Annotated in this window: 25 protein-coding genes; 21 read left to right on the top strand and 4 right to left on the bottom strand. The window is 65.5% G+C overall.

What is annotated here, in order from left to right:
* Nucleotides 1–63: 63 nt before the first annotated feature.
* From ACWKV7_RS13295 to ACWKV7_RS13280, 4 genes are all read left to right on the top strand, one after another.
* Entirely contained in the window at nucleotides 64–507 is a 444-nt protein-coding gene (locus tag ACWKV7_RS13295; protein WP_483858159.1) for a tripartite tricarboxylate transporter TctB family protein, read from the top strand.
* A 1-nt stretch (nucleotide 508) separates the two neighbouring features.
* Nucleotides 509–2017, top strand: a complete 1509-nt coding sequence (locus ACWKV7_RS13290; RefSeq protein ID WP_483858158.1) for a tripartite tricarboxylate transporter permease — start codon at nucleotides 509–511, stop codon at nucleotides 2015–2017.
* Nucleotides 2010–3023, top strand: a complete 1014-nt coding sequence (locus tag ACWKV7_RS13285; RefSeq protein WP_483858157.1) for an AbrB family transcriptional regulator — start codon at nucleotides 2010–2012, stop codon at nucleotides 3021–3023. The genes ACWKV7_RS13290 and ACWKV7_RS13285 overlap by 8 nt, the downstream gene beginning before the upstream one ends.
* 181 nt (nucleotides 3024–3204) lie before the next feature.
* Nucleotides 3205–3732, top strand: coding sequence for a DUF4142 domain-containing protein (locus ACWKV7_RS13280; RefSeq protein ID WP_483858156.1), 528 nt, complete (start codon nucleotides 3205–3207; stop codon nucleotides 3730–3732).
* A 22-nt stretch (nucleotides 3733–3754) separates the two neighbouring features.
* Here ACWKV7_RS13280 and ung read toward each other — a convergent pair whose 3' ends face one another.
* Complete coding sequence (gene ung, locus ACWKV7_RS13275; protein WP_483858155.1) at nucleotides 3755–4447, bottom strand: uracil-DNA glycosylase; 693 nt, start codon at nucleotides 4445–4447, stop codon at nucleotides 3755–3757.
* A 159-nt stretch (nucleotides 4448–4606) separates the two neighbouring features.
* Between ung and ACWKV7_RS13270 the strand changes: the two genes are divergently transcribed.
* The 12 genes from ACWKV7_RS13270 to ACWKV7_RS13215 all read left to right on the top strand — a co-directional run bounded on the left by ACWKV7_RS13270 (nucleotide 4607) and on the right by ACWKV7_RS13215 (nucleotide 15380).
* Entirely contained in the window at nucleotides 4607–5020 is a 414-nt protein-coding gene (locus tag ACWKV7_RS13270) for a PaaI family thioesterase (protein WP_483858154.1), read from the top strand.
* A 446-nt stretch (nucleotides 5021–5466) separates the two neighbouring features.
* Nucleotides 5467–6858 (top strand): hypothetical protein, encoded by a 1392-nt coding sequence (locus ACWKV7_RS13265; RefSeq protein WP_483858153.1) that lies wholly within the window; start codon nucleotides 5467–5469, stop codon nucleotides 6856–6858.
* 10 nt (nucleotides 6859–6868) lie between these two features.
* The gene (locus tag ACWKV7_RS13260; protein ID WP_483858152.1) at nucleotides 6869–8950 is read left to right on the top strand and encodes a LodA/GoxA family CTQ-dependent oxidase; all 2082 of its coding nucleotides are present in this window, start codon (nucleotides 6869–6871) and stop codon (nucleotides 8948–8950) included.
* Complete coding sequence (locus ACWKV7_RS13255; protein ID WP_483858151.1) at nucleotides 8940–10055, top strand: FAD-dependent oxidoreductase; 1116 nt, start codon at nucleotides 8940–8942, stop codon at nucleotides 10053–10055. The genes ACWKV7_RS13260 and ACWKV7_RS13255 overlap by 11 nt, the downstream gene beginning before the upstream one ends.
* A gap of 154 nt (nucleotides 10056–10209) precedes the next feature.
* Nucleotides 10210–10725 carry a PAAR domain-containing protein gene (locus tag ACWKV7_RS13250; RefSeq protein ID WP_483858150.1) on the top strand — a complete coding sequence of 172 codons (516 nt, stop codon included), beginning with the start codon at nucleotides 10210–10212 and terminating at the stop codon, nucleotides 10723–10725.
* A gap of 9 nt (nucleotides 10726–10734) precedes the next feature.
* Nucleotides 10735–11688, top strand: a complete 954-nt coding sequence (locus ACWKV7_RS13245) for a DUF6402 family protein (protein WP_483858149.1) — start codon at nucleotides 10735–10737, stop codon at nucleotides 11686–11688.
* A gap of 9 nt (nucleotides 11689–11697) precedes the next feature.
* The gene (locus ACWKV7_RS13240) at nucleotides 11698–12105 is read left to right on the top strand and encodes a hypothetical protein (protein WP_483858148.1); all 408 of its coding nucleotides are present in this window, start codon (nucleotides 11698–11700) and stop codon (nucleotides 12103–12105) included.
* Nucleotides 12039–12530 (top strand): DUF4952 domain-containing protein, encoded by a 492-nt coding sequence (locus ACWKV7_RS13235; protein WP_483858147.1) that lies wholly within the window; start codon nucleotides 12039–12041, stop codon nucleotides 12528–12530. The genes ACWKV7_RS13240 and ACWKV7_RS13235 overlap by 67 nt, the downstream gene beginning before the upstream one ends.
* Before the next feature lie 143 nt (nucleotides 12531–12673).
* The gene (locus ACWKV7_RS13230; protein ID WP_483858146.1) at nucleotides 12674–12796 is read left to right on the top strand and encodes a hypothetical protein; all 123 of its coding nucleotides are present in this window, start codon (nucleotides 12674–12676) and stop codon (nucleotides 12794–12796) included.
* 11 nt (nucleotides 12797–12807) lie between these two features.
* Nucleotides 12808–13596 carry a substrate-binding periplasmic protein gene (locus ACWKV7_RS13225; protein WP_483858145.1) on the top strand — a complete coding sequence of 263 codons (789 nt, stop codon included), beginning with the start codon at nucleotides 12808–12810 and terminating at the stop codon, nucleotides 13594–13596.
* A gap of 467 nt (nucleotides 13597–14063) precedes the next feature.
* Nucleotides 14064–14504 (top strand): hypothetical protein, encoded by a 441-nt coding sequence (locus tag ACWKV7_RS13220; RefSeq protein ID WP_483858144.1) that lies wholly within the window; start codon nucleotides 14064–14066, stop codon nucleotides 14502–14504.
* A gap of 372 nt (nucleotides 14505–14876) precedes the next feature.
* Nucleotides 14877–15380 carry a CinA family protein gene (locus ACWKV7_RS13215; protein ID WP_483858279.1) on the top strand — a complete coding sequence of 168 codons (504 nt, stop codon included), beginning with the start codon at nucleotides 14877–14879 and terminating at the stop codon, nucleotides 15378–15380.
* Between the two features lie 79 nt (nucleotides 15381–15459).
* On the opposite strand, the gene ACWKV7_RS13210 is transcribed toward ACWKV7_RS13215, so the two are convergent.
* From ACWKV7_RS13210 to ACWKV7_RS13200, 3 genes are all read right to left on the bottom strand, one after another.
* On the bottom strand, nucleotides 15460–15921 hold the full coding sequence (locus ACWKV7_RS13210) for a YccF domain-containing protein (RefSeq protein WP_483858143.1): 462 nt from the start codon (nucleotides 15919–15921) through the stop codon (nucleotides 15460–15462).
* 202 nt (nucleotides 15922–16123) lie between these two features.
* Entirely contained in the window at nucleotides 16124–16519 is a 396-nt protein-coding gene (locus tag ACWKV7_RS13205; protein ID WP_483858142.1) for a hypothetical protein, read from the bottom strand.
* Between the two features lie 226 nt (nucleotides 16520–16745).
* Nucleotides 16746–17633 (bottom strand): AraC family transcriptional regulator, encoded by an 888-nt coding sequence (locus ACWKV7_RS13200; RefSeq protein ID WP_483858141.1) that lies wholly within the window; start codon nucleotides 17631–17633, stop codon nucleotides 16746–16748.
* A 148-nt stretch (nucleotides 17634–17781) separates the two neighbouring features.
* Here ACWKV7_RS13200 and mmsA point away from each other — a divergent pair, with 148 nt between their 5' ends.
* The 5 genes from mmsA (at nucleotide 17782) to ACWKV7_RS13175 (ending at nucleotide 23887) form a co-directional block, all read left to right on the top strand.
* The gene (mmsA, locus tag ACWKV7_RS13195) at nucleotides 17782–19275 is read left to right on the top strand and encodes a CoA-acylating methylmalonate-semialdehyde dehydrogenase (RefSeq protein WP_483858140.1); all 1494 of its coding nucleotides are present in this window, start codon (nucleotides 17782–17784) and stop codon (nucleotides 19273–19275) included.
* A gap of 132 nt (nucleotides 19276–19407) precedes the next feature.
* The gene (locus tag ACWKV7_RS13190; protein WP_483858139.1) at nucleotides 19408–20655 is read left to right on the top strand and encodes an ABC transporter substrate-binding protein; all 1248 of its coding nucleotides are present in this window, start codon (nucleotides 19408–19410) and stop codon (nucleotides 20653–20655) included.
* A 6-nt stretch (nucleotides 20656–20661) separates the two neighbouring features.
* Nucleotides 20662–21825, top strand: a complete 1164-nt coding sequence (locus ACWKV7_RS13185) for an acyl-CoA dehydrogenase family protein (RefSeq protein WP_483858138.1) — start codon at nucleotides 20662–20664, stop codon at nucleotides 21823–21825.
* A gap of 126 nt (nucleotides 21826–21951) precedes the next feature.
* Nucleotides 21952–22770, top strand: a complete 819-nt coding sequence (locus ACWKV7_RS13180) for an enoyl-CoA hydratase (protein WP_483858137.1) — start codon at nucleotides 21952–21954, stop codon at nucleotides 22768–22770.
* Nucleotides 22771–22783: 13 nt separating this feature from the next.
* Complete coding sequence (locus ACWKV7_RS13175; RefSeq protein ID WP_483858136.1) at nucleotides 22784–23887, top strand: enoyl-CoA hydratase/isomerase family protein; 1104 nt, start codon at nucleotides 22784–22786, stop codon at nucleotides 23885–23887.
* The last annotated feature ends 629 nt before the right edge of the window (nucleotides 23888–24516 follow it).

The raw sequence follows: 24516 nt of genomic DNA, 5'->3' as shown, positions 1-24516 counted from the left end.
GCCGCTCCCCTCCCCTGCCTCTCTCCCGGCGTGAGAGGGCACGACTCCCCGAGGATAACCACCATGTACGTCCGCCTTTTTGCCGCGGCCTGGCTGCTCGTCTGCGCCGGCCTGGCGGTGCTCGCCTGGGGCTTCCAGGCACCCTTCGCCTATGACCCGGTCGGCCCGCGCGCCTACCCCCTGCTGCTGCTCGCGCTGATGGCCGCCGGCTCGCTGTGGCTGCTGGTCAATCCCAGCGGCGAGGCCACTCCCGCCATCGACTGGTGGCTGGCACGCAAGGTCGGCCTCTGCGTGCTGGCCCTGCTGGCCTACGCGCTGCTGTTCGAACCGCTCGGTTTCGTGCTCAGCACCGCGCTGGCGGGTTTCGTGCTCGGCGTGCTGTTCAACGGCCGACCGCTGTACAGCGCCATCAGCGGTGCGCTGCTGGCGCTGGCGCTGTTCGGTCTGTTCGATTTGCTGTTGGACATTCCACTGCCGCTCGGCGTGCTGGAAATCCTGGAGAACTGAGATGGATACCCTGAACTTCCTGGCCCAGGGCTTCGATGTCGCCCTGCGCCCACAGAACATGCTGGTGGCGATGTTCGGCGCCTTCGTCGGCACCGTGGTCGGCCTGCTGCCGGGCCTCGGCCCGATCAACGGCGTGGCGATCCTGCTGCCGCTGGCCTTCGCCCTCGGCCTGCCGCCGGAAACCGCGCTGATCCTGCTGGCCGCCGTCTACCTCGGCTGCGAATACGGTGGGCGTATTTCCGCGATCCTGCTCAATGTGCCAGGCGATGCCGCGGCCATCATGACCACCCTCGACGGCTACCCGCTGGCGCGCCAGGGCAAGGCCGGCATCGCCCTGTCGCTGTCGGCGGTCAGCTCGTTCATCGGCAGCATCGTCGCCACCTGCGGCGTGGTGCTGTTCGCGCCGCTGCTGGCGCAATGGGCGGTGGCCTTCGGGCCGGCGGAATATTTCGTGCTGATGGTGTTCGCCATCGCCTGCCTGGGCGGCATGGTCGGCGACAAGCCGGTGAAGACGCTGCTGTCTGCCTTGATCGGCCTGGGCCTGGCCACCGTCGGGGTGGACGCCACCACCGGCGTCTACCGCTTCACCTTCGGCAGCGTCAGCCTGTCCGACGGCATTCAGTTCGTGATCGTGGTGATCGGCCTGTTCAGCGTCAGCGAGATCCTGCTGATGCTGGAAAATACCCATAGCGGGCAGAAGGCCGTAAAGGCCAGCGGGCGCATGCTGTTCAGCCTCAAGGAGTTCGGCCAGACCTTCTGGACCACCCTGCGCAGCGCGGTGTCCGGCTTCGTCATCGGCACCCTGCCGGGCGCCGGGGCGACCATCGCCAGCGCCGTCACCTACATGACCGAGAAACGCATGGCCGGTGCCAGCGGCCGCTTCGGCGAAGGCGACCTGCGCGGCGTGGCGGCCCCGGAAGCGGCCAACAATGCCTCGGCCTGCGGCTCGCTGATTCCCATGCTGACCCTCGGCGTGCCCGGCTCCGGAACCACCGCTGTGATGATCGGCGCGCTGACGCTGTACAACATCACCCCCGGCCCGCTGTTGTTCGAGCAGCAGCCCGACGTGGTCTGGGGGCTGATCGCCTCGCTGTTCATCTGCAATGTGATACTGCTGGTTATGAACATCCCGCTGGTCGGCGTGTTCGCCCGCATGCTCAGCGTGCCCAACTGGATCCTGGTGCCGGCGATCACCATGGTCAGCCTGGTGGGCGTCTATGCCGTGCACAGCACCACCTTCGACCTGGTGCTGATGATCGGCCTCGGCGTGTTCGGCTATCTGCTGCGCAAGCTGGACTTCCCGCTGTCTTCGCTGATCCTCGGCTTCGTGCTCGGCGAGCTGATGGAAGACAACTTGCGCCGCGCCCTGTCGATCTCCAACGGCGAGCTGGGCATTCTCTGGGGCAGCCCGATCACCCTGGCGCTCTGGGCACTGGTGGCCCTGATGGCCGCGTTGCCGGCGATGCGCTGGTGGCGGGCACGGGCCAGGGTGAAGCCGGCCCATGCCTAAAGCCTGGCTGGCCACGCCGCTGGTCGGCGCCGCCGGCGGCTGGCTCGCCAGCCTGGCCGGCTGGCCGCTGCCGTGGATGACCGGCGCGCTGTTGGCGGTAATCCTGGCGCGTTGCAGCGGATGGCTGCTGACGGAAGTGCCCCACGGCCGGTCGGCCGGTCAATGGCTGGTGGCCAGTGGTATCGGCCTGCATTTCACGGCCGAGGTGTTGCAACAGGTGCTGGTGCACTTCCCGGTGATCCTCGCCGGCGCGATCGGTACCCTGCTGCTCGCGCTGATCGGCATCGTCGTGCTGCGCCAGGGCGGCGTCGATCGCGCCACGGCGTTCTTCTCCAGCATGCCGGGTGGCGCCAGCGAGATGGTCAACCTGGCCTTGCGTCACGAGGCCCAGCCGGCACGGGTCGCCGCCGCCCACAGCCTGCGCCTGCTGCTGGTGGTGCTGCTGATTCCGGCGCTGTTCACCTGGAGCCTGCCACCGCTGCCCGCGCCGAGCGCGGCACCGGTGGACTGGGCCTGGCTGGCGCTGCTGCTACCGGGCGGCGCAGGACTGGCACTGCTGTGGAAGCGCCTCGGCCAGCCCAACCCCTGGATGCTCGGCCCGCTGCTGGTGTGCGCAGCGGCCAGCGCCAGCTTCGATCTGCGGATCGGTTTACCGAGCGGCGCCGGCGAGGTCGGCCAGTGGCTGATCGGCTGCTCGCTGGGCTGTCATTTCGACCGGCCGTTCTTTCGCAGCGCACCGGGCTTTCTCGCCCGGGTGCTGCTGTTCACCGTGCTGGCGATGCTCGGCGCCGGACTGCTGGGCGCCGGCCTCGGCTGGCTGCTCGCCGAGGACCGACTGTCGCTGGTCCTGGGCATGATGCCAGGCGGCATCACCGAGCTCTGCCTGACCGCCGAGGCCCTGCAATTGTCGGTGGCGCTGGTCACCGCGCTGCAGGTGTTGCGGCTGTTCCTGCTGATGTTCCTGGCCGAGCCGCTCTACCGACTCTGGAGCAGAATCCACCTTTAGCCCGCCTCGTGCGGGCTCTTTTTATCCTGCCGCTGGGGTTGAACCCTCGGTTTCCCCTGTCGTCACAACCCATGTGGCGGCAACGCCGACCTCGGCCACCAATAACACACAGGATGCCAACGACATTTCAGGACGAGACAGACGGGCGGCCGCAATCACGACCAGATCGGGAGACAGCCGAATGAAAAAGATTTCCGCCTGCTTCGCCAGCCTTTTCGCCCTGCTACTGAGTGCGGCAGCCTCGCTGGCTTACGCCGACGACCCCGGTGATTTCGTCGACGACATCTCCGCCAGAGGCGTTGCCGAAATCGAGACCGCCAAGCTCGCGCTGAAGCAAAGCGCCGCGCAGGACGTCAAGGACTTCGCTCAGATGATGATCGACGACCACACCAAGGCCAATCAGAAACTCAAGGATATCGCCCGGCAGAAAGACCTCGAGGTCGCCGACGATCCATCGCTGATGGCCACGGCCAAGAAGTGGATCCTCGATTGGCGCGAAGGCGAGAACTTCAACAAGGCCTACGCCAACAACCAAGTGGTTGCCCACGAAGAAACCATCGAACGGGTCCGCGAGTATCTCAAGGACGACGACAACGACGCCCCGGAACTGAGGGCCTTCGCCACGGAGATCCTGCCCAAGCTCGAAGAGCACCTGCGCAAGGCCAACGACCTGGCCGCCGCGCACAATGCCGATGAAGCCAAGGACTAAACCAGCCCGGCGCCTGGCCGGCTCAGTCCGGCAGGCGCCAGTTGATGGGCGCGAGATCGTGTTGCACGAGGAATTTATTGCAGCGACCGAAATGGCCGTTGCCGATGAAGCCGCGATGGGCCGATAACGGCGACGGATGCGGCGAGCGCAGCACCAGGTGCTTGCTCGGATCGATCAGCCGCTCCTTGCTCTGCGCATGGGCGCCCCACAGGAGGAATACCAGGTGCGGCCGCTCGGCGCTGACCACCTCGATCACCTTGTCAGTGAAGGGCTGCCAGCCCTTGCCCGCATGGGAGCCGGCGTTGCCCTGCTCCACGGTCAGCGAGGTGTTGAGCAGCAGCACACCCTGTTCGGCCCAGCTCTGCAGGCAGCCATGGGCGGGCATGTCGATGTTCAGGTCGCGCTTGAGTTCCTTGAAGATGTTCTGCAGCGACGGCGGCGCCGGCACCCCGCGCTGTACCGAGAAGCACAGGCCATGGGCCTGGCCCGGACCGTGATAGGGGTCCTGGCCGATGATCACCACTTTCACCTGATCCAGCGGCGTGGAATTCAACGCGTTGAACATCAGCGGGCCGGGCGGGAAGATCACCTTGCCGGCCGCCTTCTCGCGGCGCAGGAACTCGCCCAGGTCCTTCATGTAGGGCTTTTCGAACTCTCCCTGCAGGGCCGCCTTCCAGCCCGGCTCCAGCTTGATTCGATCGTCGGCGCCGCTCATGGCCACTCCTGCCGCTGAAAATGAAAGCGGCACGCTAGATAAGCCCACCCGGCAAGTCAAGGCGCGGGCTGATGGCTCGCCATCAGCTGCCTCGATGCAGATTGCGCAGGCGCCGTCGCCGGCCAATGCTCAAGGCCACCACCATCCGGAGCCCTGCCGATGAACGCCCCCACCGCCCTGACCCGCGAACGCCTCGAACTCGCCTTGCAGCACTCGCCGTTCGCCCAGTTGATCGGCTTTGAGCTGACCGGCTTCGCTCCCGGCAACATCGTCATGGAAGTGACCCCGCGCCGCGAGCTGACCCAACACCATGGCTACGTGCACGGTGCCGTGGTGGGTTTCATGATCGACAGCGCCTGCGCCTGGGCAGCCGCCTCGCTGGTCGGCGATGTGGTCACTTCCGAATACAAGGTCAACCTGCTGGCCCCGGCCCTGGGCGACAAGCTGATCTGCCGCAGCGAGGTGATCAAGGCTGGCCAACGCCAGGTGGTCACCCGCGCCGACGTGTTCGCCGTGCGCGACGGCCAAGAGAAAATCGTCGCCACCGGCCTGGCGACCATCGCCCGGGTTTGAGCGCAGGCAAGCGAAACGGCGCGGCGGCGCAGGCCTACGACGTTTCGACCGGTGGTCTTGACGCTGGGTAAATGACGTCTAGCGTTCCATCACAGGAGCAATGCAGTACTGGGTAACGGAAGCCCCTTTCTCCCGACTGCACCCCCCTCGCACCTTCTGCGGTGAAGACGACGCCCTTCGTCGAGGGTTTCGTTCGCCCCGCCAGAAGTGCCCTCGGGACACAGGACGCGGTAACCGACAGGCGACCGCTTCAAGGACGTACAAGGACAGGACGGCTCTCATGCAAGGCAGCACCAACCTCATCGCCCGCGGCGACTCGTTCTCCCTCCTCCCTGTGTCCGTGCGTTCCCTCGGTCGTACCGAATCACGCCGTGGTATGGCCGCCTTCCCACCACCGGCTGCCGGACCAGCCGGCGATGACCCCTGCCTGCCCTGAGGATGACGATATGGATACGCGCTACCGCCGACCACGCACGATGCTCTGGCTGCTGATGCCCTTGGTGCTGACGGCTGCCGGCACCACGAGTGCCGCCGAAACCCAGGCCGCCCCCCCGACCAGCGACTGCACGGCACTGAGCAACTGGTTTCCCAATACACCGTTCCCCGACGGCAACCAGTTCCCGATCAGCGGCACGCTGAACAACTGCGCCTTCCACCAGTGGGCGTACCAGATGTTCCTCTGGCTGGGCGAGCCGTCCTCCGCCACCTCGGGAGCGCCGCTGAATTTCGAAACCATGGCCAATCCGAAGGACCTGTTGCGCCCCGGCGGCCCGACCGGCGCCTACCCAGGCCATGCCGCCGGAGAGCCACCGCGGGTGCTGGCACGGGTCGGCAAATCGGACAGCTCGGTGGACGCCGAGCACATCTTCCAGGCCGGCCCCGGCAAGCAGATCCTGGTGGACCAGGCCGGCAACGTCGTCTACTACAGCGGCCTGCTGAACCAGGACTTCTGGGACTTCGTCACCGCCAACAAGCTGTATGACCTGAGCGCGCTGACCGGCATATCGCCGACCCAGGACTACCCGGTCAACACCCTGGAGCTGAAGCTGTCCTGGCGGGTGGCCGCCTACCTGGACGACAACGACAAACCGACCCAGACCTTCATCCCCAACGCGTCGCAGTTCTTCCATACCGAGAACCAGACCGTGCCCGTGGTGAAGGTGATCGACGGCAACGTCAGCGACAACACCGGCGAGACCAAGCGCGCGCAGCTGGCGCTGATCGGCGCCCACGTGGTCGGCGTGGTCAAGGACCACCCGGAATTCATCTGGGCCACCTTCGAGCACAAGGCCAATGCCCCCGACTGCAGCACGCTGCCGACAGCCGGGCCGTCGCCGGTTGGCAACCTGCCCTGGTCGCTGTACACGCCCAACAGCTCGGTGAAAGTGCAGAACCAGTTCGACGTCAACAACCCGCTTAGCGTGGTCAGCGTCTGTCGCCAGGTGCCCTATGGCGGCGGCGATGCCGGCAACATCGCCAACATCCAGAGCCTCAACGCCAGCGTGCTGTCGCACCAGAGCGGCAGCATCTGGGCCAACTACGAGTTGGTCGGCGCACAGTGGACCACCGGCACCAATGCCCAAGGCCAGGACGACATCCCCGGTGCCAACGGCGCGGCGGTAAATCCCGGCGACCAGCAGATCGGCTCGCTGGACCTGGCCAACACCACCATGGAGACCTTCACCCAGGACACCAACTGCTTCGCCTGCCACAACGGCGGCGTGCAGACCGTGACCGTGGGCGACTCCGGACAGATGGTGCCGGGCAAGCACCTGAACCTGTCGCACTTCATCGTCAACTACCAGGCCTGGCTGCAAAAGCAGAAGGGCAAACAGTGAGGAGCCGATCATGAGCACGAGCAATTTCCGCATTCATCCGGCCATCGGCTTCGCCCGCGTCGGCAACAGCAGCGAGTACTACCTGGAACCCAATACCCAGGCGGCCCTGCCGATTCCCGGCGATACCAGCGGCAGCAGCACCGGTGGCCTGCCGATCAAGCCCGGCACCGATAACGACACCATCACCTCGGCCGACCTGCGCGACGCCAACGGCGCGCTCAAGCGCCAGGCCGCGCGCTTCAAGATCTACGCCTATCCGGCGCAAGCCACGGAGACCTACCCGATGGGTGTCACCGGCACGGAGATCCGCATCGGCAGCCAGGTCGACGGCAAGACGGTGACCGACATCGTCTGGACCGTGCACCTGGCGAACAAGAAGTCCAACTGGTACATCATTCCCGAAGACAACGGCATCGATGCCTACAAGAACGGCGCCACTCCGGCGCTGCGCAACAACATGTCGCCGTTCTCCTCCAACATCAACGACAGCACCCGCCTCAGCCAACTGATCATCGATCCGGGCCCGCGCACCGTGCACGGCGCCAACGCGGCGCCGGTGGCCTTCGACAAGCCGACCACCGCCAGCAGTTGGGTGGATGGCAAGGGCGTGGTGCAGTGGCCGAACTATCCACAGTCCTATCCGGCCGACCACTTCCCCAACATGGACTGCCCCCACGGCCCCATCGACACCCTCGGCGAGCTGCAGACCGACCAGTACGGGCGGCTCATCGTCACCGGCGGCTACGGCCGCGCCTGCGGCATGATCGACCCCAGCACCAACCAGCCCTACGCGCTGAACAGCGATATCGACAACGACGGCTGGTTCGACGATGGCAGCGACGGCCCGGTCTACGCCACCCTGCAGTTCAGCGACGGCAGCAGCCAGGTGGTGCAGGGCCACGCCTGGGTCACCGCCACCGACCCGGCCTACGCACCGCAAACCCTCAACAGCGTCTCGCTGTGGGACGACATGCACGACGTCTGGGTCCGTCACCTCGCCCTGCAGCCGTCGCTGTTCAGCAACGGCGCCTTCCAGAGCAGCTACCAACCGTCCTTCAGCGACGAGGTGTTCCCGATCTTCCGCGCCTCGGCCATGCAGATGTGGAACACCAACCTCAGCCTGCTCGGCAGCACCGCCCACGCCTCGGTGGACGAAATCCAGCCGGACACAGACCCGGCCACCACCATCCTCAGCGGCCTGGGTTTCATCCGTAACCCCAACGACGCCTCGCAGCTGCAGAACAGCCGCATGATGCCGCTGTCCCTCGGCGACGCCGGGCAATCCTTCCTGACCCTGCGCAAGACCCAGTACTTCTACCTGACCCAATGGGAAAGCAAGCAGTACAGCCAGACCGGCACGCTCAACCTCAATGCCGGCGAGTACCTGGACAAGGCCGTGCTGGTCAACTGCCTGGGCGGACGCTTCAGCCCCGGCATCGACCTCACCTTCATCGTGCGCGACCCGGCGCTGTACGTGCAGAACTGGCAGACCTCCGGCACCGGCCCGTTCCGCATCCAGCCCAAGGCGCTGGACTACAGCACGGCGGTGGCCAGCCAGCCGTTCCTCACCGCCGGCTACACGCCGAACATCCAGAACAACCCGCTGACCGACAACAACCCGGTGGACACCAACCCCGGCAGCCCCGGACTGGAACCCGGCGATGCCTCCAAGTTCATGGCCCTGCCCTGGCACACCGACTACAACTCCTGCGCCACCCACCAGCCGGACCCGGTGCCGGCGTTCAACAATACCCTGTACTGGTCCTGGCCGGCGCAGCGGCCGGTGGCGGTGTACGTGGCCAAGGACGTGACCGACAACAAACTGCCGGCGCAGCGCTTCTCGGTCCGTGGCGCCGGCACCAAGACCGATCCGTTCGATCCGGCCCAGGTCGGGCGCTACCAGGAGCGCATCGACATGGTCGAGCACTGGCACAAGATCGGCGTGGTGATCCAGGGCACCGCCATCGACAAAACCGACGGTGGCCCGTTCAGCGCCAGCTACTACCTGGAGGTCCAGAGCAAGCTCGACAACGGCGGCGACCCGGTCGTCCCGTGGCCGAACACGGTGTCGCCCTCGACCAATGAGCAGTAGCCCACCGAGCCGATGCCGGGTCGCCATCATCGGTGGCGGCCCGGCCGGCTGCGCGGCCGCCCTCGCCCTGACCGGCGCGGGCGTCGATGGCGTGCAACTGATCGAAGCCGGCGACTACAGCCGGCAACGGGTCGGCGAGAGCCTGCCCCCGGACACCCGCCTGCTGCTCGCTCGCCTCGGCCTGTGGGACGACTTTCGCCAGCAACAGCACGACCCCTGCCTGGGCAGTTGCTCCGCCTGGGGCAGCGACGACCTCGGCTACAACGACTTCCTCAGCAACCCCCAAGGCCCAGGCTGGCACCTGGACCGCCGCCGCTTCGAGCGCTGGCTGGCCGACGCCGCGCAAGCGCGGGGGGCCGAGCTGCGCACCCGCACCCGCCTCAGTGCAGCGACCGCCGTCGAGGGAGGCTATCGCCTGGAGCTGCGTGGCCCGGAGCAGCCTCTCGAGCACCTGCATGCCGACTACGTGATCGACGCCAGCGGCCCCCACGCGCGCTTCGCCCGGCTGGTCGGCGCGCGTCCCGTCGAACTGGATCAACTGATCTGCGTATACGGCTTCTTCAACTGCCCGGCCCAGTCGAACAACAGCCGCCTGACCCTGCTGGAAGCCGCCGAATATGGCTGGTGGTATCGCGCCACCCTGCCCGATGGACAACTGTGCATCGCCCTGGCCTGCGACCGGCCGGGCCTGCGCCAGCTGCAAGCCGGCGAGTGGCGGCGCTGGCTGAACCTGCTGGCCGACACCCGCCATACCGCCAACAACCTGCAGGGCTACGGCTTCGACCCGGCCGCCATGCTCACCAGCCCAGCCACCTCCTGCCGCCTGGATCGCGTCGCCGGCCGGCGCTGGCTGGCCGCCGGTGACGCTGCCAGCAGCTTCGACCCACTGATGGCGCGCGGCATCCACAAGGCCCTGGAAGATGGCATAGCCGCCGCCGAAGCGATCGTCGGCTGGCTCGCCAAGGATGACGAGCCGGCCCAGCGCCACACCCGTCAGATCGAACAGCGCTACGAGGAATACCGCGCCATGCGCCACTACCTCTACGCTCAGGAGCAGCGCTGGCCGCACGCGCGCTTTTGGCAGGCTCGCCAGGCCATCGCATGAGAAGGACATGATTCGCCAAGCGGCCAAAGTTTGACCGAGGTCACAGCTGCTGGCCTGATACCTTGGCCTCCACGACCGAGGTGCTAGGATCGACCCGCACGCGTCCATTCGCTCGCCGCACCCTGGCGAGTCGGTCACCGACAAGGAGATTGAAATGGCTGGAAAGCCCGCCTCACGCCTGTCCGATACCCATGCCTGTCCCATTCCAGGCCACGGTCCAAACCCCATCGCGGTAGGCTCCCCCGACGTCCTGTTCAACAACCTGCCCGCCGCCCGCGTCGGCGACACCAGCGGCTGTGGCGGCGCGATTTCCCAGGGCGAAGCCACCATCCTGGTCAACGGCAAACCGGTGGCCTTCCTCGGCAGCCCGACCAACCACGGCGGCTCCATCGTCACCGGCTCGGGCAACATCCTGGTCGGCTCCTCCGCCAGCAGCGCCCCGTTCAGCGCACCAGCGCCGGTACCCAACCAGTACGACGAACATTTCGTGCTGCACGACAGCGACACCGGCCAACCGCTAGCCAACCGCCGCTACACGCTGAAAACCGCCTCCGGCAAGATCATCGAAGGCGTCACCGACGAACAGGGCAAGACCAAGCACGCGACCTCCTACGACGCCGAGGCCGTGACCGTCGAATTCGAACCGCAAACCGAAATCGTCATAGGCTGAGGCAAAGGAATGTCGAGCGCGCTCCCCGTCACCGCACAATCGAAGCTGAGCCCTTCCAGCAACACCCAGGGCACAGCCGCCCAGGCCCGGCAATTCAAGATCAGCGACATTCCGGCCGCCATGGACAAGATCGGCTGGCCGGTCTCGGCGGCCCTGATGCGCCACTGGTTCCAGGGGCAGCCCTGGCCGACCACCAATGGCGGCATGTCGCAGCGCGTCAAGGAACATGCCGAGTGGCCGCCGGCCCAATACATCGAAGAAAGCATCGTCAAGATGAGCTGGGTGGCCGGCTTCGACAAGGTCAAACCGGTGCTCGCCGAGCTGCGCCAGAGCTGGAACAACGCCGCCGCCCAGGGCCAGATCCGCAAGCACCTGGTTGCCGCCTATGGCAGCAAGAATCCTGGCCGCTATCCGCTGGCCTTCCCCGGCAAGGCCAGCGACGTGGAGCGCTTCGGCTATTTCAACTCGCGCGCCATCAACTTCTCCAAATGGGGCGGCGGCGATCTCGACGACCTGCGTGGCGCCCTGGCGGACTTCAACCTGCGGGTCGCCGCCGAAGGCGAGATCGAGGTCCTCGCGGATCGCCTCATCTTCCGCCCGCGCACCCTGCTGTTCTATGCGGAAGACAACTACGACTTCAACGACGACGGCTCGTTGTTCAGCCAGCCGCTGGGCTTCTGGAACTTCGACGGCATCGCCCCCAGCCTGATGGAAGCCACCATGCACAATGCCGGTGTCGATGCGGTATCCAACAGCATCATCCAGCAGTCCATGTTCGGCATGAGCGCGCAGAACGAAAAGCGCTACCTGGACGAACAGAGCAAGCGCTACATCCTGGTGAAGAACAGCCATTTCGCCGAATACCGGGACAAGCTCAAGAAGGGCGGCGACTTCCGCATCTTCTCCGACCTGCTGCGCGAGCCCCTGCCAGCCGGCACGGCTCCCATCGTGATCACGAAGTAGGGCCGCTCGGTGAAAAGACTCGCCCTGATTGCCCTGCCCATCCTGCTGCTGGCGACCTTGGCCGGCTGGCTCGCGAGCGCGGCCCGCAACGCACCCGCCTCGGTCTCCGAACCCAGCCCACAAGGTGACTACCTGATCGAAAGCGTGCCGCTGGCAGGCCCGCTCTCGCCGGGCGGCGGCCTGGCCTACCTGCGCATCGTCGACCGGCAACACCCGGACAGGGTCTATCGCAGCCCGCTCTACTCCACCCAGTCGGTGGACATGCGGGTCAGCGAAGACGAGCAGACCGTCGGAGTCACCTGGATCGACTTCGACAAGCGCGAGGAACGCTTCATCCTGAGCGTTCCGCAATGGCGCCCCGACTGGCGCAACGCCCTGATCAGCAACACCCCCTACGACGTGATACCGAACGGCTGACCGTGCCACTAAAAGCGCTCTGGCCCACGCTGCTTTTGCTGGCGTGGAGCCCCTCCAGCCAGGCAGCCGAGTTGGCATGCGGGGACTTCCTCTCCGCACTGGGCAGCAAACCAGCCAACGTCGAATTCCTCCACTGCACAAAGGAAACGGAGCGCCAGGGCGTACCGCTGATCGCCCTCTACCGAGTTACCGGCGCACACGCAGCCATTGCGGAACACGACCTGGCACAAGCCTTTGGCCTCGAACCGCTGCGACGGGTCTGTTGCATCTGGGAAACCCCGCCCCACAGCTTTCGCGACAAACGAACCGGGCTGAACTACCAGCTCAGCATGTCCACCGCAGAAACAGCCGTCGGCACCCGCGCCGCGTGGCGAACAATCGACTACTTCTACCTCCAGGTGACCCTCTGGACCGAAGAGCCCTGAGGCACAGCGGGACGCAACTGGCCTGCTGATGCCGTACACGGGCCATATGACCAGCGGGTGGTGGGCATGCAATGAGCAGGGTTCGGCCGGAGGCGCCCAATGGGCGTGTCCCCTTTCTACTTCAGAATTTCATCCAGCAGAAAATGCCCCATTCCTGTCGCCTGCTCGACGAGTGCGAGCAGGGCATCCGCCAGATCGCCGAGCAGCTCGGCTACGGACGCGAGCGCTGGATTTGCGCCTATCCTTTCGAGGGGCAGCTTGCATAAGGGCGACACATATGAGGGGTTGTGCGGGCTGTTTTGCCTCGATCGCACTCTGGCTGGCCAGCGCACTGGCGCTCGCTGAGACGAAGGGGGCGCCGACGCTGCGCATCGGCTTCACCACCGTCGACAGTTACCCCTATTTCGTCGGCTCCGGCGAGGAGATTCCCGAGCCACCCGGCATGGCCGTCGAGCTGGCGCGCGACGCGGCAAAGCGGGCCGGCCTGCGCCTGCAACTGGTACGCCAACCGCAGCACCGCATCTTCCTCGAACTGCAGAAGGGCAGTATCGACGGCGCCATGGTGTTCTCCTACCTACCCGAGCGCGCCCAGGACAACGTCTATCCCTGGCGCGACGATGCTCCCTACCGGGACTGGCGCATCGGCACCCTGACCTATGTGCTGTACAAGCGCTCCGACTCGCCGCTGAGCTGGGACGGCCAGCGCTTCGCCAGGGTGCACGGCAGGATCGGCTACAACACCGGCTGGTCCATCGGACGCGACCTGGAGAAATACGGCGTGCCCCTGGAAGAAGCCCACAGCACCGAGCAGAACTTCGGCAAGCTGGCGCTGGGGCGCATCGCCGGCTTCGCCCTGATGCGCGAACTGGGCGACGCCTACCTCGCCCGGACCGGCTTGCGCAACATCGAGCGGCTACCCGTTCCGCTCGCCTCCAAGGACTACTTCGTGATCTTCAACAAGCACTTCTACCAGGCCAATGCCGCGCTGGTGGAATCCTTCTGGAAGCACGTGGGCGAGGCACGCGAAGCCAACGAGGCCGCGTTATGGGAAAAGTATTCGAAATGAACCGTGAAACAACTTCGCACCCCGCTCATGAAGGCCAAGCAGTGGGTTGCATCTATCCTGCGGCGCCGGGAAGGGCTGTTCGATAGACCACGCAAATCCGCCTATCCCGTGCATGGCCCGAGGGCCGCGTCTCGCTGAACAGCCGCGGTACGCTGTCGACCTCCAGCGATCAGTCGGGCCATGGGCGATAGGCGACAATCGGCCACAAGCTGCCCGTAGGATTCGGCAACCTAGTGCATAGACGGACCGGCATGTCGTGCGGTGGCCGTTCTTGGGATGACAGAATGCCATCCACTCGGCTACTGTCTGCCGACGTACCAATAACACCGCCGGCTTAGTCCCCTAAGCAAAGCCCCGCCCATATTTTTCAAGGGGTTAGAGGTGCTCAGCAGGTATTAGGCACCTGGTTTGGTGTATTTCAACGCCCCATTTAGGGGGGCTAATTATAGTTATACGGATCAAAAAATATGACCGACACAGAAACAACAAAGCAACTCAAACATATCAAGTGGTTTATTGCCATTGGAGCAATAGGCTTCCTATTGGCTGGCCTAGGTGTAGCCTCTGTGGCTGCAATTTCAGCGGCCGCAATGTCTGGGCTAGAGGACGACTTTAGCCAGATATCTTCTTGTGAAGATGAAGAAGATTTTGAAGACAAAGCCGATACACTTTTTGAACAAGGGGCAATAGAAGATCTTCTGGCTCTTATAGATGAGCGCCGCTCTGAATATCCAAATGATGCAAATGTATATTGGTATACAGCACGCATCCACTCAGTCCGCGGCGAGTGGGATGCCGCTATAACTGCGCTCGACCAGACACTACTCCTTGCTCCAAGCTGGAACGAAGAATACGTTCAGCCTCTCAGGGCAGAAATAATTCGTAGGCGCAGTTCGAAACTTGAGTAGCCCGTATAACAATTGGTATATGGACTCTCCCCACAAGCAGTGAGGACAGCTTTTTTCGATCCTGTCGTCAGCGCGGTTGCATTCGTATATCCGGCCTGTCACTGGGCATTGCCCTGGCCATTCTGTAGTTCGCGCAGCGAGGGCCAAGCGTTCAAGCGATCGCGAAGATCATCATTGTTATCGGCCTTGCTCCGCTGCAGGAGCGGAAATTCTTAACGTCCGCTTTTGGCCGATTGCAGCCAGTCGCACCTCTGCCGCCCGCTTGGTCAGGCTGGAAGCAACCCGCCGCGCCACGGAACTCCCCCAGCAACCGCCCGCTCCCATGATTGAACCACTGCGTTGGAGCGAAGCATGTCCCAGGCCCATCCACCCTTGGCCGATATCCAGGCTGTTGCGGCCTTTCTGAAAGAGCACGGTCTCTACCTGGTAACCGCCGAGTCCTGCACCGCCGGCCTGATCGCCTCGCTGCTGGCCGATGTGGAGGGCAGTGGCCAGGTGCTCGACCGTGGTTATGCGGTCTACTCGCCGCAGGCCAAGCATCATTGCCTGGGGGTGAGCTTCGACACCATCGAGCGCTTCGGTCTGACCAGCGAGGAAGTGAGCCGGGAGATGGCCATCGGTGCGCTGCGCAACAGCAGGGCCAATATCGCCCTGGCCAATACCGGCATCGCCGGGCCGAGCAAGGAAGAGGACATGCCGCCGAGTGGCACGTTGTGCTTTGCCTGTGCGCTGGATGTGCATGGCGAGACACGGGTTTTCAGTGAGACGCGGCAGTTCGACGGGGATCGCACCGCGGTGCGCAAGGCGGCGGCCGATTTCGCCTTGCGCCGTCTGAACCATTACTACTCGCGACTTCGGCGACAGCCAACGGCATGACTGCCGCTGCAACGGAAAAGGCCCGCATCACGCGGGCCTTTCCTTGTCAGCCGACAGGCAGCGGACGCATGCCGTCCGGCTAAACGGTCTGGCGGAGCTGGGCGACGGCCGCTTCGGCGCTTTGCTGTCTTGCCGCCATCGCCATCTCCTTGGTAACCACCGTCTTGCCAATGGGGGCCAGGGCGATGCCGGCCAGCTTGAGGTGCTGCAGGCCGAAGGGAATACCGATGATGGTGATGAAGCAGACCAGCGCCGACACGACGTGACCGAGCGCCAGCCAGAAGCCGGCCAGCAGGAACCAGATGATATTGCCGAGCAGGCCGAGGCCGCCGGTACCGACGTCTTGCTGGTTGGACAGTTCGTTCCGCTTGATCGCTTCCTTGCCGAACGGAAAGAAAGCGAAGGTGCCCATCACGAAGCAGGCGCGCCCCCAGGGGATGCCGATGATGGAGATAAAGGCGAGCACGCCCAGCAGCCACCATCCCAGGCCCATGAATACGCCGCCGAAGATGAACCAGAGAAAGTTGCCAATGGCACCCATGTTTTTCCTCCTTGATGAACGACGGTTATGCGAGGCACGGAAAGGCCGTTCGACTTTCCCTGCCCACAGTGCGGCTAGCCCAACCCGCCGGCCCGTGAAACGAGCGGCCGGCAGCGCCCCAGGGGCAACCCGGCCAGCCGATAATCGATGAAGGCGAAGCGAGCGTCAGGCGGGTCGCAGGACGCGACCCGCTGGCGGTGGATCAGGCCGCGCTCTTGCGCGACTTGAGCACGAGGGCGCCGACCAGCACGGCGATGATCAGGAACACCCCGTAGTGGTTCCACGGGTCGCGCTTGCGGTCGCTCAGAGAGAATTTCTGCGAGTACTCGGCCTTGAGTTCGTCGGGCAGGTCGCCGGCAGCGAACTCTTCAAGGCTGATGGCCATCAGGTTGCAGTCCCAGGTCCAGACGTCCGCGCCGAACAGGCCGAAGCGCTTGCAGGCGTAGCCGACGGAATAGCCGTCGTCGAATTGCGGCGCGCCTTCGATCTCGAACAGCTCGTCGCCGGTGTTGAAGAACAGCGGCACACCCTTGGCGAACGCCATGGCCGGAAATGCCGACAGCATTACAAACAGCACACCCCAGATGGACTTTCTCATACAGCTATCTCCTTTTTGGTTTGGTAACTTCCCTGCGCAGGCGATGGCGGGCCTGCGGCAATTGTTCGCTGTGGCGATGCCCAGGCGTCGGGGGCATCGGCCTTTCTTGAAACAATATGAAACAGAATGCGCGGCATACTAACCACTTGCCATTACAGCGTCCACCCGCGATGAGCTCGCTGTGAATGGTTCAGCAGAATCGCTGGCGGCAAGCTTCGCGGCGGTATCACCCCAGGTGCAGCGCGCGGTAGTGCGTCGGCGCCATGCCCACCACCTTCTTGAACAGGCGCGAAAAGTAGTAGACGTCTTCGTAGCCGAGCTGCTCGGCGACCTGCCGGATGCCCTGCTCACCCTCGTCGAGCAGTCGACAGGCATGGGCCATTTTCAGCTGGATGAAGTCCTGGATCGGCGCATGGCCGGTCAGCGCGCGATAGGTCTTGGCGAAGTGGAAGCGCGATAGCTTGAACTGCGCCGCCAACTGGTCGAGGTTGAGCGCACCATGCAGGTGGGCGCGCATCACCGCCTGCACCGCATCCACGTCCAGCACCCGCCCGGACTTCAACTGCGCCCGCGCCGGTAGCACGGCGAGAGACGTGAGCAATGCCTGCAACTGATGCGCAGCGTGGATGAAATGCGGCAGCGACAGGCCCTGCCTGCGCACAGCGAGCAGCGCGTCGAACTCCGCCAGCAGCCGTGGCTGCACACCGATGCGCAGGACCGGCCCCTTGCCCAGCGGGCGCAGGAAATGCTCGGCGAGGTCCCCTTCGAAATGCACCCAGTACAGCGTCCACGGCCTGCCCGGATCGGCACCGTAGGCATGCGCCTGCCCTTTCGGCAGCAACAAGAGGTCGCCACCACCAATGTCGAAGCGCCCCGCCGGGGTTTCCAGCCAGCCTTGCCCGGCGCGGCAGTAGATCAGCAGATGATCGTCCGGGTGCGGTCGGTGCATGCGATGGCCATGGGCATCGGGATAGAACCCCAGGGCCAGCGGGTAGCAGCCGGCAGCCAAGGGGTGTCGCGCCAACAGCCGGCGCAGTCGTGGCGGCGTGATGAAGCGCACGCCATTGGCTGGCAATGGCCAGTTGGAGGTTTCGACGGTGGGGGCAAGGGCCATGGAGGGGTCCGCAGGGTGTCAGGATGATGGCATTCATGACTTATCGGTCAATGCCAAGATCGTCCATCCATCGAACAAGATCGTCAATCCACATGCCGCTTTGCAGCCGCTATAAAGGCTGAAAAAAACCATCCTGACGGAGGATGCGATGGCCAGGACGATTCCCCAGTTGATCGATGGACAGTGGCGCGACAGCCGCTCCAGCGAGCTGATCGAAGTCACCGACCCAGCGACCCAGGAAGTACTGGCGCTGGCGCCCAAAGCCACCCACGAGGAAATCGAAGAGGCCATCGCCAGTGCCAAGGCCGCCTTCCTGACTTGGCGCGAAGTACCGGTGCCGGAGCGCGCGCGGCTGATGCTGCGCTACCAGCACCTGCTCAAGGAACACCATGACGAGTTGGCGGAAATCCTCGCCCAGGAGACCGGCAAGACCTTCGCCGACGCCAAGGGCGACGTCTGGCGCGGCATCGAGGTGGCCGAACACGCGGCGAATATCGCCAGCCTGATGATGGGCGAGACGGTGGAGAACGTCGCCCGCGAGATCGACACCGCCAGTTGGATGCAGCCGCTCGGCGTGTGTGCCGGCATCACCCCGTTCAACTTCCCGGCGATGATTCCGCTGTGGATGTTTCCGCTGGCCATCGCCTGCGGCAATACCTTCGTGCTCAAGCCCTCCGAGCAGGACCCGCTGACCCCCAACCGCCTCGCCGAACTGTTCCTCGAGGCCGGCGCGCCCAAGGGCGTGCTGCAGGTGATCCATGGCGGTCGCGAGCAGGTCGACGCCCTGCTCACCCATCCGGACATCCGCGCGATTTCCTTCGTCGGCTCGGTGCCGGTCGGCCAGCACGTCTACCGCACCGGCACCGCCCACCTGAAGCGCGTGCAGGCCTTCGCCGGGGCGAAGAACCACATGGTGGTGATGCCCGACGCACACAAGGACCAGGTGATCAGCAACCTGCTCGGCGCCAGCTGCGGCGCCGCCGGCCAGCGCTGCATGGCGATCAGCACGGCGGTGTTCGTCGGCGAAGCGCGGCAGTGGATTCCCGAGCTGGCCGCGCAGATGGCCGAGCTGCAACCCGGCCACTGGAAGGATGCCCATGCCGCCTACGGGCCGCTGATCAGCCAGCAGGCCAAGCAGCGTGTGCAGAAGCTGATCGCCGAGGGCAAGGCCGAAGGTGCCGAGTGCCTGGTGGACGGTTCCCAGTGCACGGTGGCCGGCTTCCCCGATGGCAACTGGCTCGGTCCTACCCTGTTCCGCGGGGTGACGCCGAAAATGTCCATCTACCGCGAGGAAATCTTCGGCCCCGTGCTGATCTGCCTGGAGGTGGACACGCTGGAGCAGGCCATCGAGCTGATCAATGCCAACCCCTACGGCAACGGCACCTCGATCTTCACCCGCTCCGGCGGTGCCGCGCGGCACTTCCAGCATGCGGTGGAAGTCGGCCAGGTGGGCATCAACGTGCCGATCCCGGTGCCGCTGCCGTTCTTCTCCTTTACCGGCTGGAAGGGCTCGTTCTATGGCGACCTGCACGCCTACGGCAAGCAGGCGGTGCGCTTCTACACCGAGACCAAGACGGTCACCAGCCGCTGGTTCGACGACAGCCCCGTCACCAGCCCGAACATGACCATCCAGCTGAAATAGGAACGACCGCACAGCATTGCAGATTGCCGGCGCCCCGGTGCGCGTCTACGACCAATAGACGATAACGCAGCGGTGGCAGCCGGCGTAAAAGTTCTCCTGGTTCCACAACAACAAGAACGCCGGAGAACGCGAATGAAACTGACCACTGCCAGCCTGGCCCTCTGGGCCGGGCTCTGCTTCAGCGTGCAGGCCGCCGAGCCGATCACCCTCGGCCTCAACTACCCCCGCACGGGAAGCTACAAGGAGGAGGGATTGGCGCAGATGCGTGGAGCCTTGCTCGCCATCGACGAGCTGAACGCCCAGGGCGGCGTACTCGGCCGCCCGTTGCGGCTGGCCAGCCGGGATACCGCTTCGCGGCCGGCCAAGGCCGTGCGCAATGTCGACAAGCTCGCCGGCGAGGGTGCGGCCATGCTTTTCGGCGGCTCTTCCAGTGCCGTCGCCATCGCCGCCGGCCAACGTGCCCGCGAGCTCGGCCTGCTGTACTTCGGCACGCTCACCTACTCCAACGACACCACCGGCAAGAACGGCCAGCGCTACCTGTTCCGCGAGTGCAACAACGCCTGGATGAGCGCCCGCGTGCTCGGCCAGTACCTGGCCAAGACCCTGCCGAACAAACGCTACTTCTACGTCACCGCCGACTACACCTGGGGCCACACCACCGAAAGCTCGCTGCGCCAGACCACCGCCAGCGACGACCAGGGCAAACACCCCGGAGTCAAGGTGCCCTTCCCCGGCGCGCGCCTGGCCGACTACCAGGATGCCCTGACCCAGGCCGCCGCCAGCGACGCCGAGATCCTCGCCCTGGTGCTGTTCGGCGAGGACCTGGTGCGGGCCATGCGCATCGCCCAGGACCTCGGCCTGACCAAGCGCATGCAGATCGTCGCGCCGAACCTCACCCAGAGCATGGTCGAGCAGGCCGGGCCGAGCCTGATGCAGGGCGTGATCGGCACCGAGCCCTGGACCTGGCGCGTGCCCGATCTGGAGAACGCCGCCACTGGCAAGGCCTTCGTCAAGGCCTTCAGCGAGCGCTACCGCATGTACCCGTCCAGCTCGGCGGCCTCGGCCTACAGCATCGTGCGGCAATGGGCCGATGCGGCGACGCGGGCCAGGAGCCTGGACAGCGAGGCGCTGATCAAAGCGCTGGAAGGCCATCGCTACAGCCTGCTCAAGGACCAGCAGGAATGGCGCGCCTTCGACCACCAGAATGTGCAAACCGTCTACGCGGTGAAAGTGAAGCCGCGTGACGAAGTACTGAAAGACCCGCTCAAACAGGACTACTTTGAAATCGTGCACCGGCTGTCCGCTGCCGAAGCCGCTCCCAGCCTCGCCCAATGGCAGGCCGAGCGGCGCGCCGCCGGGCAGCCCGCGACCTTACAGTGAGGAACCATGGACTTCGAACTCAGTGACGAGCAACGCCTGCTCACCGACAGCGCCCGCGCCTTCGCCAACAAGGAACTGGCGCCCCATGCGGCGGATTGGGACCGCGACCACTTCTTCCCGGTCGACGTGATCAAGGACGCCGCCGACCAGGGCTACCTGGCCCTGTACATCCCCGAGGAGGACGGCGGGCTCGGGTTGTCGCGGCTGTCCTCGTCGCTGATCTTCGAACAGCTCGCCGCCGGCTGCGTGGCCACCACCGCCTACCTGACCATCCACAACATGGCCAGCTGGATGATCGCCAGCTTCGCCGACGATGCCTTGAAAGCCGAGTGGCTGCCGCGCCTGGTCAGCGGCGAACTGCTCGCTTCCTATTGCCTGACCGAGCCGGACGCCGGCTCCGACGCCGCCCACCTGCGCACCCGCGCCCGCCGCGACGGCGACGACTACGTGATCGACGGCAGCAAGTGCTTCATCTCCGGCGCCGGCGCTACCGATGTGCTGGTACTGATGGCCCGCACCGGCGAAGACGGCGCCAAGGGCGTGTCCTGCTTCCTGGTGCCGGCCGACGCGCCCGGCGTGAAGTACGGCCGCAACGAGCTGAAGATGGGCTGGCGCGCCCAGCCGACCCGTACCATCACCTTCGAAGGCGTACGCATCCCGGCCGGCAACCGCATCGGTCCGGAAGGCCAGGGCTTCGTCTATGCGATGAAAGGCCTGGATGGCGGCCGCATCAACATCGCCAGTTGCTCGCTGGGCGCCGCCCAGGCCGCGCTGGAGCAATCGCTGCGCTACGTCGAGGAGCGCAAGCAGTTCGGCAAGCCGCTGGCCGACTTCCAGGCCCTGCAGTTCCGCCTCGCCGACATGCTCACCGACCTCACCGCCAGCCGGCAGATGGTGCGCCTGGCCGCCCACAAGCTGGACCACAAGCACGCCGAAGCCAGCCTCTACTGCGCGATGGCCAAGCGCTTCGCCACCGACCACTGCTTCGACCTGTGCAACCAGGCCCTGCAACTTCACGGCGGCTACGGCTATCTCAACGATTACCCGCTGGAACGCTGGGTGCGCGACAGCCGCGTGCACCAGATTCTCGAAGGCACCAACGAGATCATGCGGGTGATCATCGCCCGTCGCCTGCTGGATCAGGGCGGCATGCTGGATCGCTTGCTGTAGCGCTCTGCATCCCCTCTCCTCCGGGAGAGGGCTAGGGTAAGAGGACCGCCCGCGTAGGGCGGGTGCAACCCGCCGGATGCCGCTCCGACCGATACTGCCAAGAACATGACATTGGATGGAACACCCATGAGCAACGCCGTAGAACCCTACAACCCCGGTCTGTTCGATCTGACCCACAAGCTGACGGTGGAGAAGCACGGCCATACCGCGCTGATCACCATCAACCACCCGCCGGCCAATACCTGGGACCGCGAGTCGTTGATCGGTCTCAAGCAACTGGTCGAGCACCTCAACCGTGACGACCAGATCTACGCCCTGGTGGTCACCGGCCAAGGCCAGAAATTCTTCTCCGCCGGCGCCGACCTCAACCTGTTCGCCGACGGCGACAAGGCCCGCGCCCGGGAGATGGCCCGGCGCTTCGGCGAAGCCTTCGAGGCGCTGCGGGACTTTCGCGGCGTGTCCATCGCAGCCATCAACGGCTACGCCATGGGCGGTGGCCTGGAATGTGCGCTGGCCTGCGACATCCGCATCGCCGAGCGCCAGGCGCAGATGGCGCTGCCGGAAGCCACCGTCGGCCTGCTGCCCTGTGCCGGCGGCACCCAGGCGCTGCCCTGGCTGGTGGGCGAAGGCTGGGCCAAGCGCATGATCCTCTGCGGCGAGCGCATCGACGCCGAGACCGCCCAGCGCATCGGCCTGGTGGAACAGGTGGTGGACAGCGGCGAGTCCCGCGGCCATGCCCTGCTGTTGGCCGCCAAGGTGGCGCGGCAGAGCCCGGTGGCGGTACGCACTATCAAGCCGCTGATCCAGGGCGCCCGCGAGCGCGGACCGAACAGCTGGCTGCCGGAGGAGCGCGAGCGCTTCGTCGACCTGTTCGACGCCGACGACACCCGCGAGGGCGTCAACGCGTTTCTGGAAAAGCGCGATCCCCACTGGCGCAATAAGTAACCAGGGAACCACGATGAACGTAACTTTCGAAGAACGACTCGGCCTGCACGGCGCCCGCATCGGCATCGCCAGCCTGGATGCGGAAAAGAGCCTGAACGCTCTCACTCTGCCGATGATCGAGGCACTGAGCGATCGCCTGCGCGCCTGGGCCGAGAACCCCGACATCGTCTGCGTGCTGCTGCGCGGCAACGGACCCAAATCCTTCTGCGCCGGCGGCGACGTGCGTCGCCTGGCCGAAGCCTGCCTGGAGAACCCTGGCGTAGTACCGCCGCTGGCAGAGCGCTTCTTTGCCGACGAATACCGCCTCGACCACCTCATTCACACCTATCCCAAGCCGCTGATCGGCTGGGGCCATGGCTATGTGATGGGCGGCGGCATGGGCCTGCTGCAAGGCGCCGCGATCCGCGTGGTCACCCCGAGCAGCCGGCTGGCCATGCCGGAGATCAATATCGGCCTGTACCCGGATGTCGGCGGCAGCTGGTTCCTCGCTCGCCTGCCCGGCCGGCTCGGTCTGTTCCTTGGCCTCACCGCCAGCCTGATCAACGCTCGCGACGCCCTCGACCTGGACCTGGCCGACCGCTTCCTGCTGGAAGATCAGCAGGAAGAACTGCTCGCCCGCCTGCTGCAACTGAACTGGAGCGAGCAGGTCCCGCTGCAGTTGAACAGCCTGTTCAAGGCCCTCGAACACGAGGCCAGCGGCCAACTGCCGGAAGCCCAGTGGCTGCGGCGTCGGCGGCGCCTGGACGAGCTGCTCGACGTACCCGACCTACCCGCCGCTTGGCACGCCATCGTCGCCCTGGAAAACGACGAGGACCCTGTCCTGGCCCGCGCCGCCAAGACCCTGCGCGAAGGCTGCCCGCTGACGGCGCATCTGGTATGGCAACAGATCCGACGCGCCCGGCACCTGTCGCTGGCCGAGGTGTTCCGCATGGAATACGCCATGAGCCTGAACTGCTGCCGGCACCCCGAACTCGCCGAAGGCGTGCGCGCCCGCCTGATCGACAAGGACAACGCCCCGCGCTGGCACTGGCCCGATGTCGCCGCCATCCCGGAGGCGGCGATCGAGGCGCATTTCGAACCGACCTGGGAAGGACCGCATCCGTTGGCGGACCTCTAGAGGCTTCGGTCCTTGCCATATCGGGGAGCAGGCCGGTGGCGACACAGGACTCCGAGCCGCCCCACTGGGCCCCGGCCTTCGCCGGGGAGACGGGTTAGAGGAACGGAGTAACAGGAGGAGAACCCGAGCGGCCTGCCTGCACGAGCCACTTGGCCGGACTCGCAGACGCGTAGCTCCCCGTCATACCGGCGAAGGCCGGTACCCAGGAGCCGGCAGCGCAGGATCGTCCGAGCCACCCCCCCTGGGCCCCGGCCTTCGCCGGGGAGACGAGCCTGGCGGAAAGGAGTAACAGGAGGTGGACCGATGCAGCCTGCATGCACGAGCCACCTGGCTGGACTCGCAGACGCGTAGCTCCCCGTCATACCGGCGAAGGCCGGTACCTAGGGGCCGGCCATGCAGGACCGTCCGAGCCGCACCGCTGGGCCCCGGCCTTCGCCGGGGAGACGGGTTAGAGGAACGGAGTAACAGGAGGTGGACCGATGCTGCCTGCGTGCACGAGCCACCTGGCCGGACCCGCAGCCACATAGCTCCCCGTCATACCGGCGAAGGCCGGTACCCAGGAGCCGGCAGCGCAGGACCGTCCGAGCCGCACCGCTGGGCCCCGGCCTTCGCCGGGGAGACGGGTTAGA

It is taken from the genome of Zestomonas ipomoeae (assembly GCF_057128665.1).
The sequence above is the reverse complement of the archived record's forward strand: the minus strand, read 5'-3'. Positions and strand labels throughout refer to the sequence as shown.

Excerpts from the sequence above, each read along its gene's own strand:
- ACWKV7_RS13250 (WP_483858150.1), top strand. The coding sequence starts at position 10,210 with ATGGCTGGAAAGCCCGCCTCACGCCTGTCCGATACCCATGCCTGTCCC.
- ACWKV7_RS13255 (WP_483858151.1), top strand. The coding sequence starts at position 8,940 with ATGAGCAGTAGCCCACCGAGCCGATGCCGGGTCGCCATCATCGGTGGC.
- ACWKV7_RS13220 (WP_483858144.1), top strand. The coding sequence starts at position 14,064 with ATGACCGACACAGAAACAACAAAGCAACTCAAACATATCAAGTGGTTT.
- ung (WP_483858155.1), bottom strand. The coding sequence starts at position 4,447 with ATGAGCGGCGCCGACGATCGAATCAAGCTGGAGCCGGGCTGGAAGGCG.
- ACWKV7_RS13205 (WP_483858142.1), bottom strand. The coding sequence starts at position 16,519 with ATGAGAAAGTCCATCTGGGGTGTGCTGTTTGTAATGCTGTCGGCATTT.
- ACWKV7_RS13290 (WP_483858158.1), top strand. The coding sequence starts at position 509 with ATGGATACCCTGAACTTCCTGGCCCAGGGCTTCGATGTCGCCCTGCGC.
- mmsA (WP_483858140.1), top strand. The coding sequence starts at position 17,782 with ATGGCCAGGACGATTCCCCAGTTGATCGATGGACAGTGGCGCGACAGC.
- ACWKV7_RS13230 (WP_483858146.1), top strand. The coding sequence starts at position 12,674 with ATGCCCCATTCCTGTCGCCTGCTCGACGAGTGCGAGCAGGGCATCCGC.
- ACWKV7_RS13225 (WP_483858145.1), top strand. The coding sequence starts at position 12,808 with ATGAGGGGTTGTGCGGGCTGTTTTGCCTCGATCGCACTCTGGCTGGCC.
- ACWKV7_RS13190 (WP_483858139.1), top strand. The coding sequence starts at position 19,408 with ATGAAACTGACCACTGCCAGCCTGGCCCTCTGGGCCGGGCTCTGCTTC.
- ACWKV7_RS13265 (WP_483858153.1), top strand. The coding sequence starts at position 5,467 with ATGGATACGCGCTACCGCCGACCACGCACGATGCTCTGGCTGCTGATG.
- ACWKV7_RS13235 (WP_483858147.1), top strand. The coding sequence starts at position 12,039 with ATGGCGCCCCGACTGGCGCAACGCCCTGATCAGCAACACCCCCTACGA.
- ACWKV7_RS13200 (WP_483858141.1), bottom strand. The coding sequence starts at position 17,633 with ATGGCCCTTGCCCCCACCGTCGAAACCTCCAACTGGCCATTGCCAGCC.
- ACWKV7_RS13210 (WP_483858143.1), bottom strand. The coding sequence starts at position 15,921 with ATGGGTGCCATTGGCAACTTTCTCTGGTTCATCTTCGGCGGCGTATTC.
- ACWKV7_RS13285 (WP_483858157.1), top strand. The coding sequence starts at position 2,010 with ATGCCTAAAGCCTGGCTGGCCACGCCGCTGGTCGGCGCCGCCGGCGGC.
- ACWKV7_RS13280 (WP_483858156.1), top strand. The coding sequence starts at position 3,205 with ATGAAAAAGATTTCCGCCTGCTTCGCCAGCCTTTTCGCCCTGCTACTG.
- ACWKV7_RS13270 (WP_483858154.1), top strand. The coding sequence starts at position 4,607 with ATGAACGCCCCCACCGCCCTGACCCGCGAACGCCTCGAACTCGCCTTG.
- ACWKV7_RS13185 (WP_483858138.1), top strand. The coding sequence starts at position 20,662 with ATGGACTTCGAACTCAGTGACGAGCAACGCCTGCTCACCGACAGCGCC.
- ACWKV7_RS13180 (WP_483858137.1), top strand. The coding sequence starts at position 21,952 with ATGAGCAACGCCGTAGAACCCTACAACCCCGGTCTGTTCGATCTGACC.
- ACWKV7_RS13175 (WP_483858136.1), top strand. The coding sequence starts at position 22,784 with ATGAACGTAACTTTCGAAGAACGACTCGGCCTGCACGGCGCCCGCATC.
- ACWKV7_RS13260 (WP_483858152.1), top strand. The coding sequence starts at position 6,869 with ATGAGCACGAGCAATTTCCGCATTCATCCGGCCATCGGCTTCGCCCGC.
- ACWKV7_RS13245 (WP_483858149.1), top strand. The coding sequence starts at position 10,735 with ATGTCGAGCGCGCTCCCCGTCACCGCACAATCGAAGCTGAGCCCTTCC.
- ACWKV7_RS13295 (WP_483858159.1), top strand. The coding sequence starts at position 64 with ATGTACGTCCGCCTTTTTGCCGCGGCCTGGCTGCTCGTCTGCGCCGGC.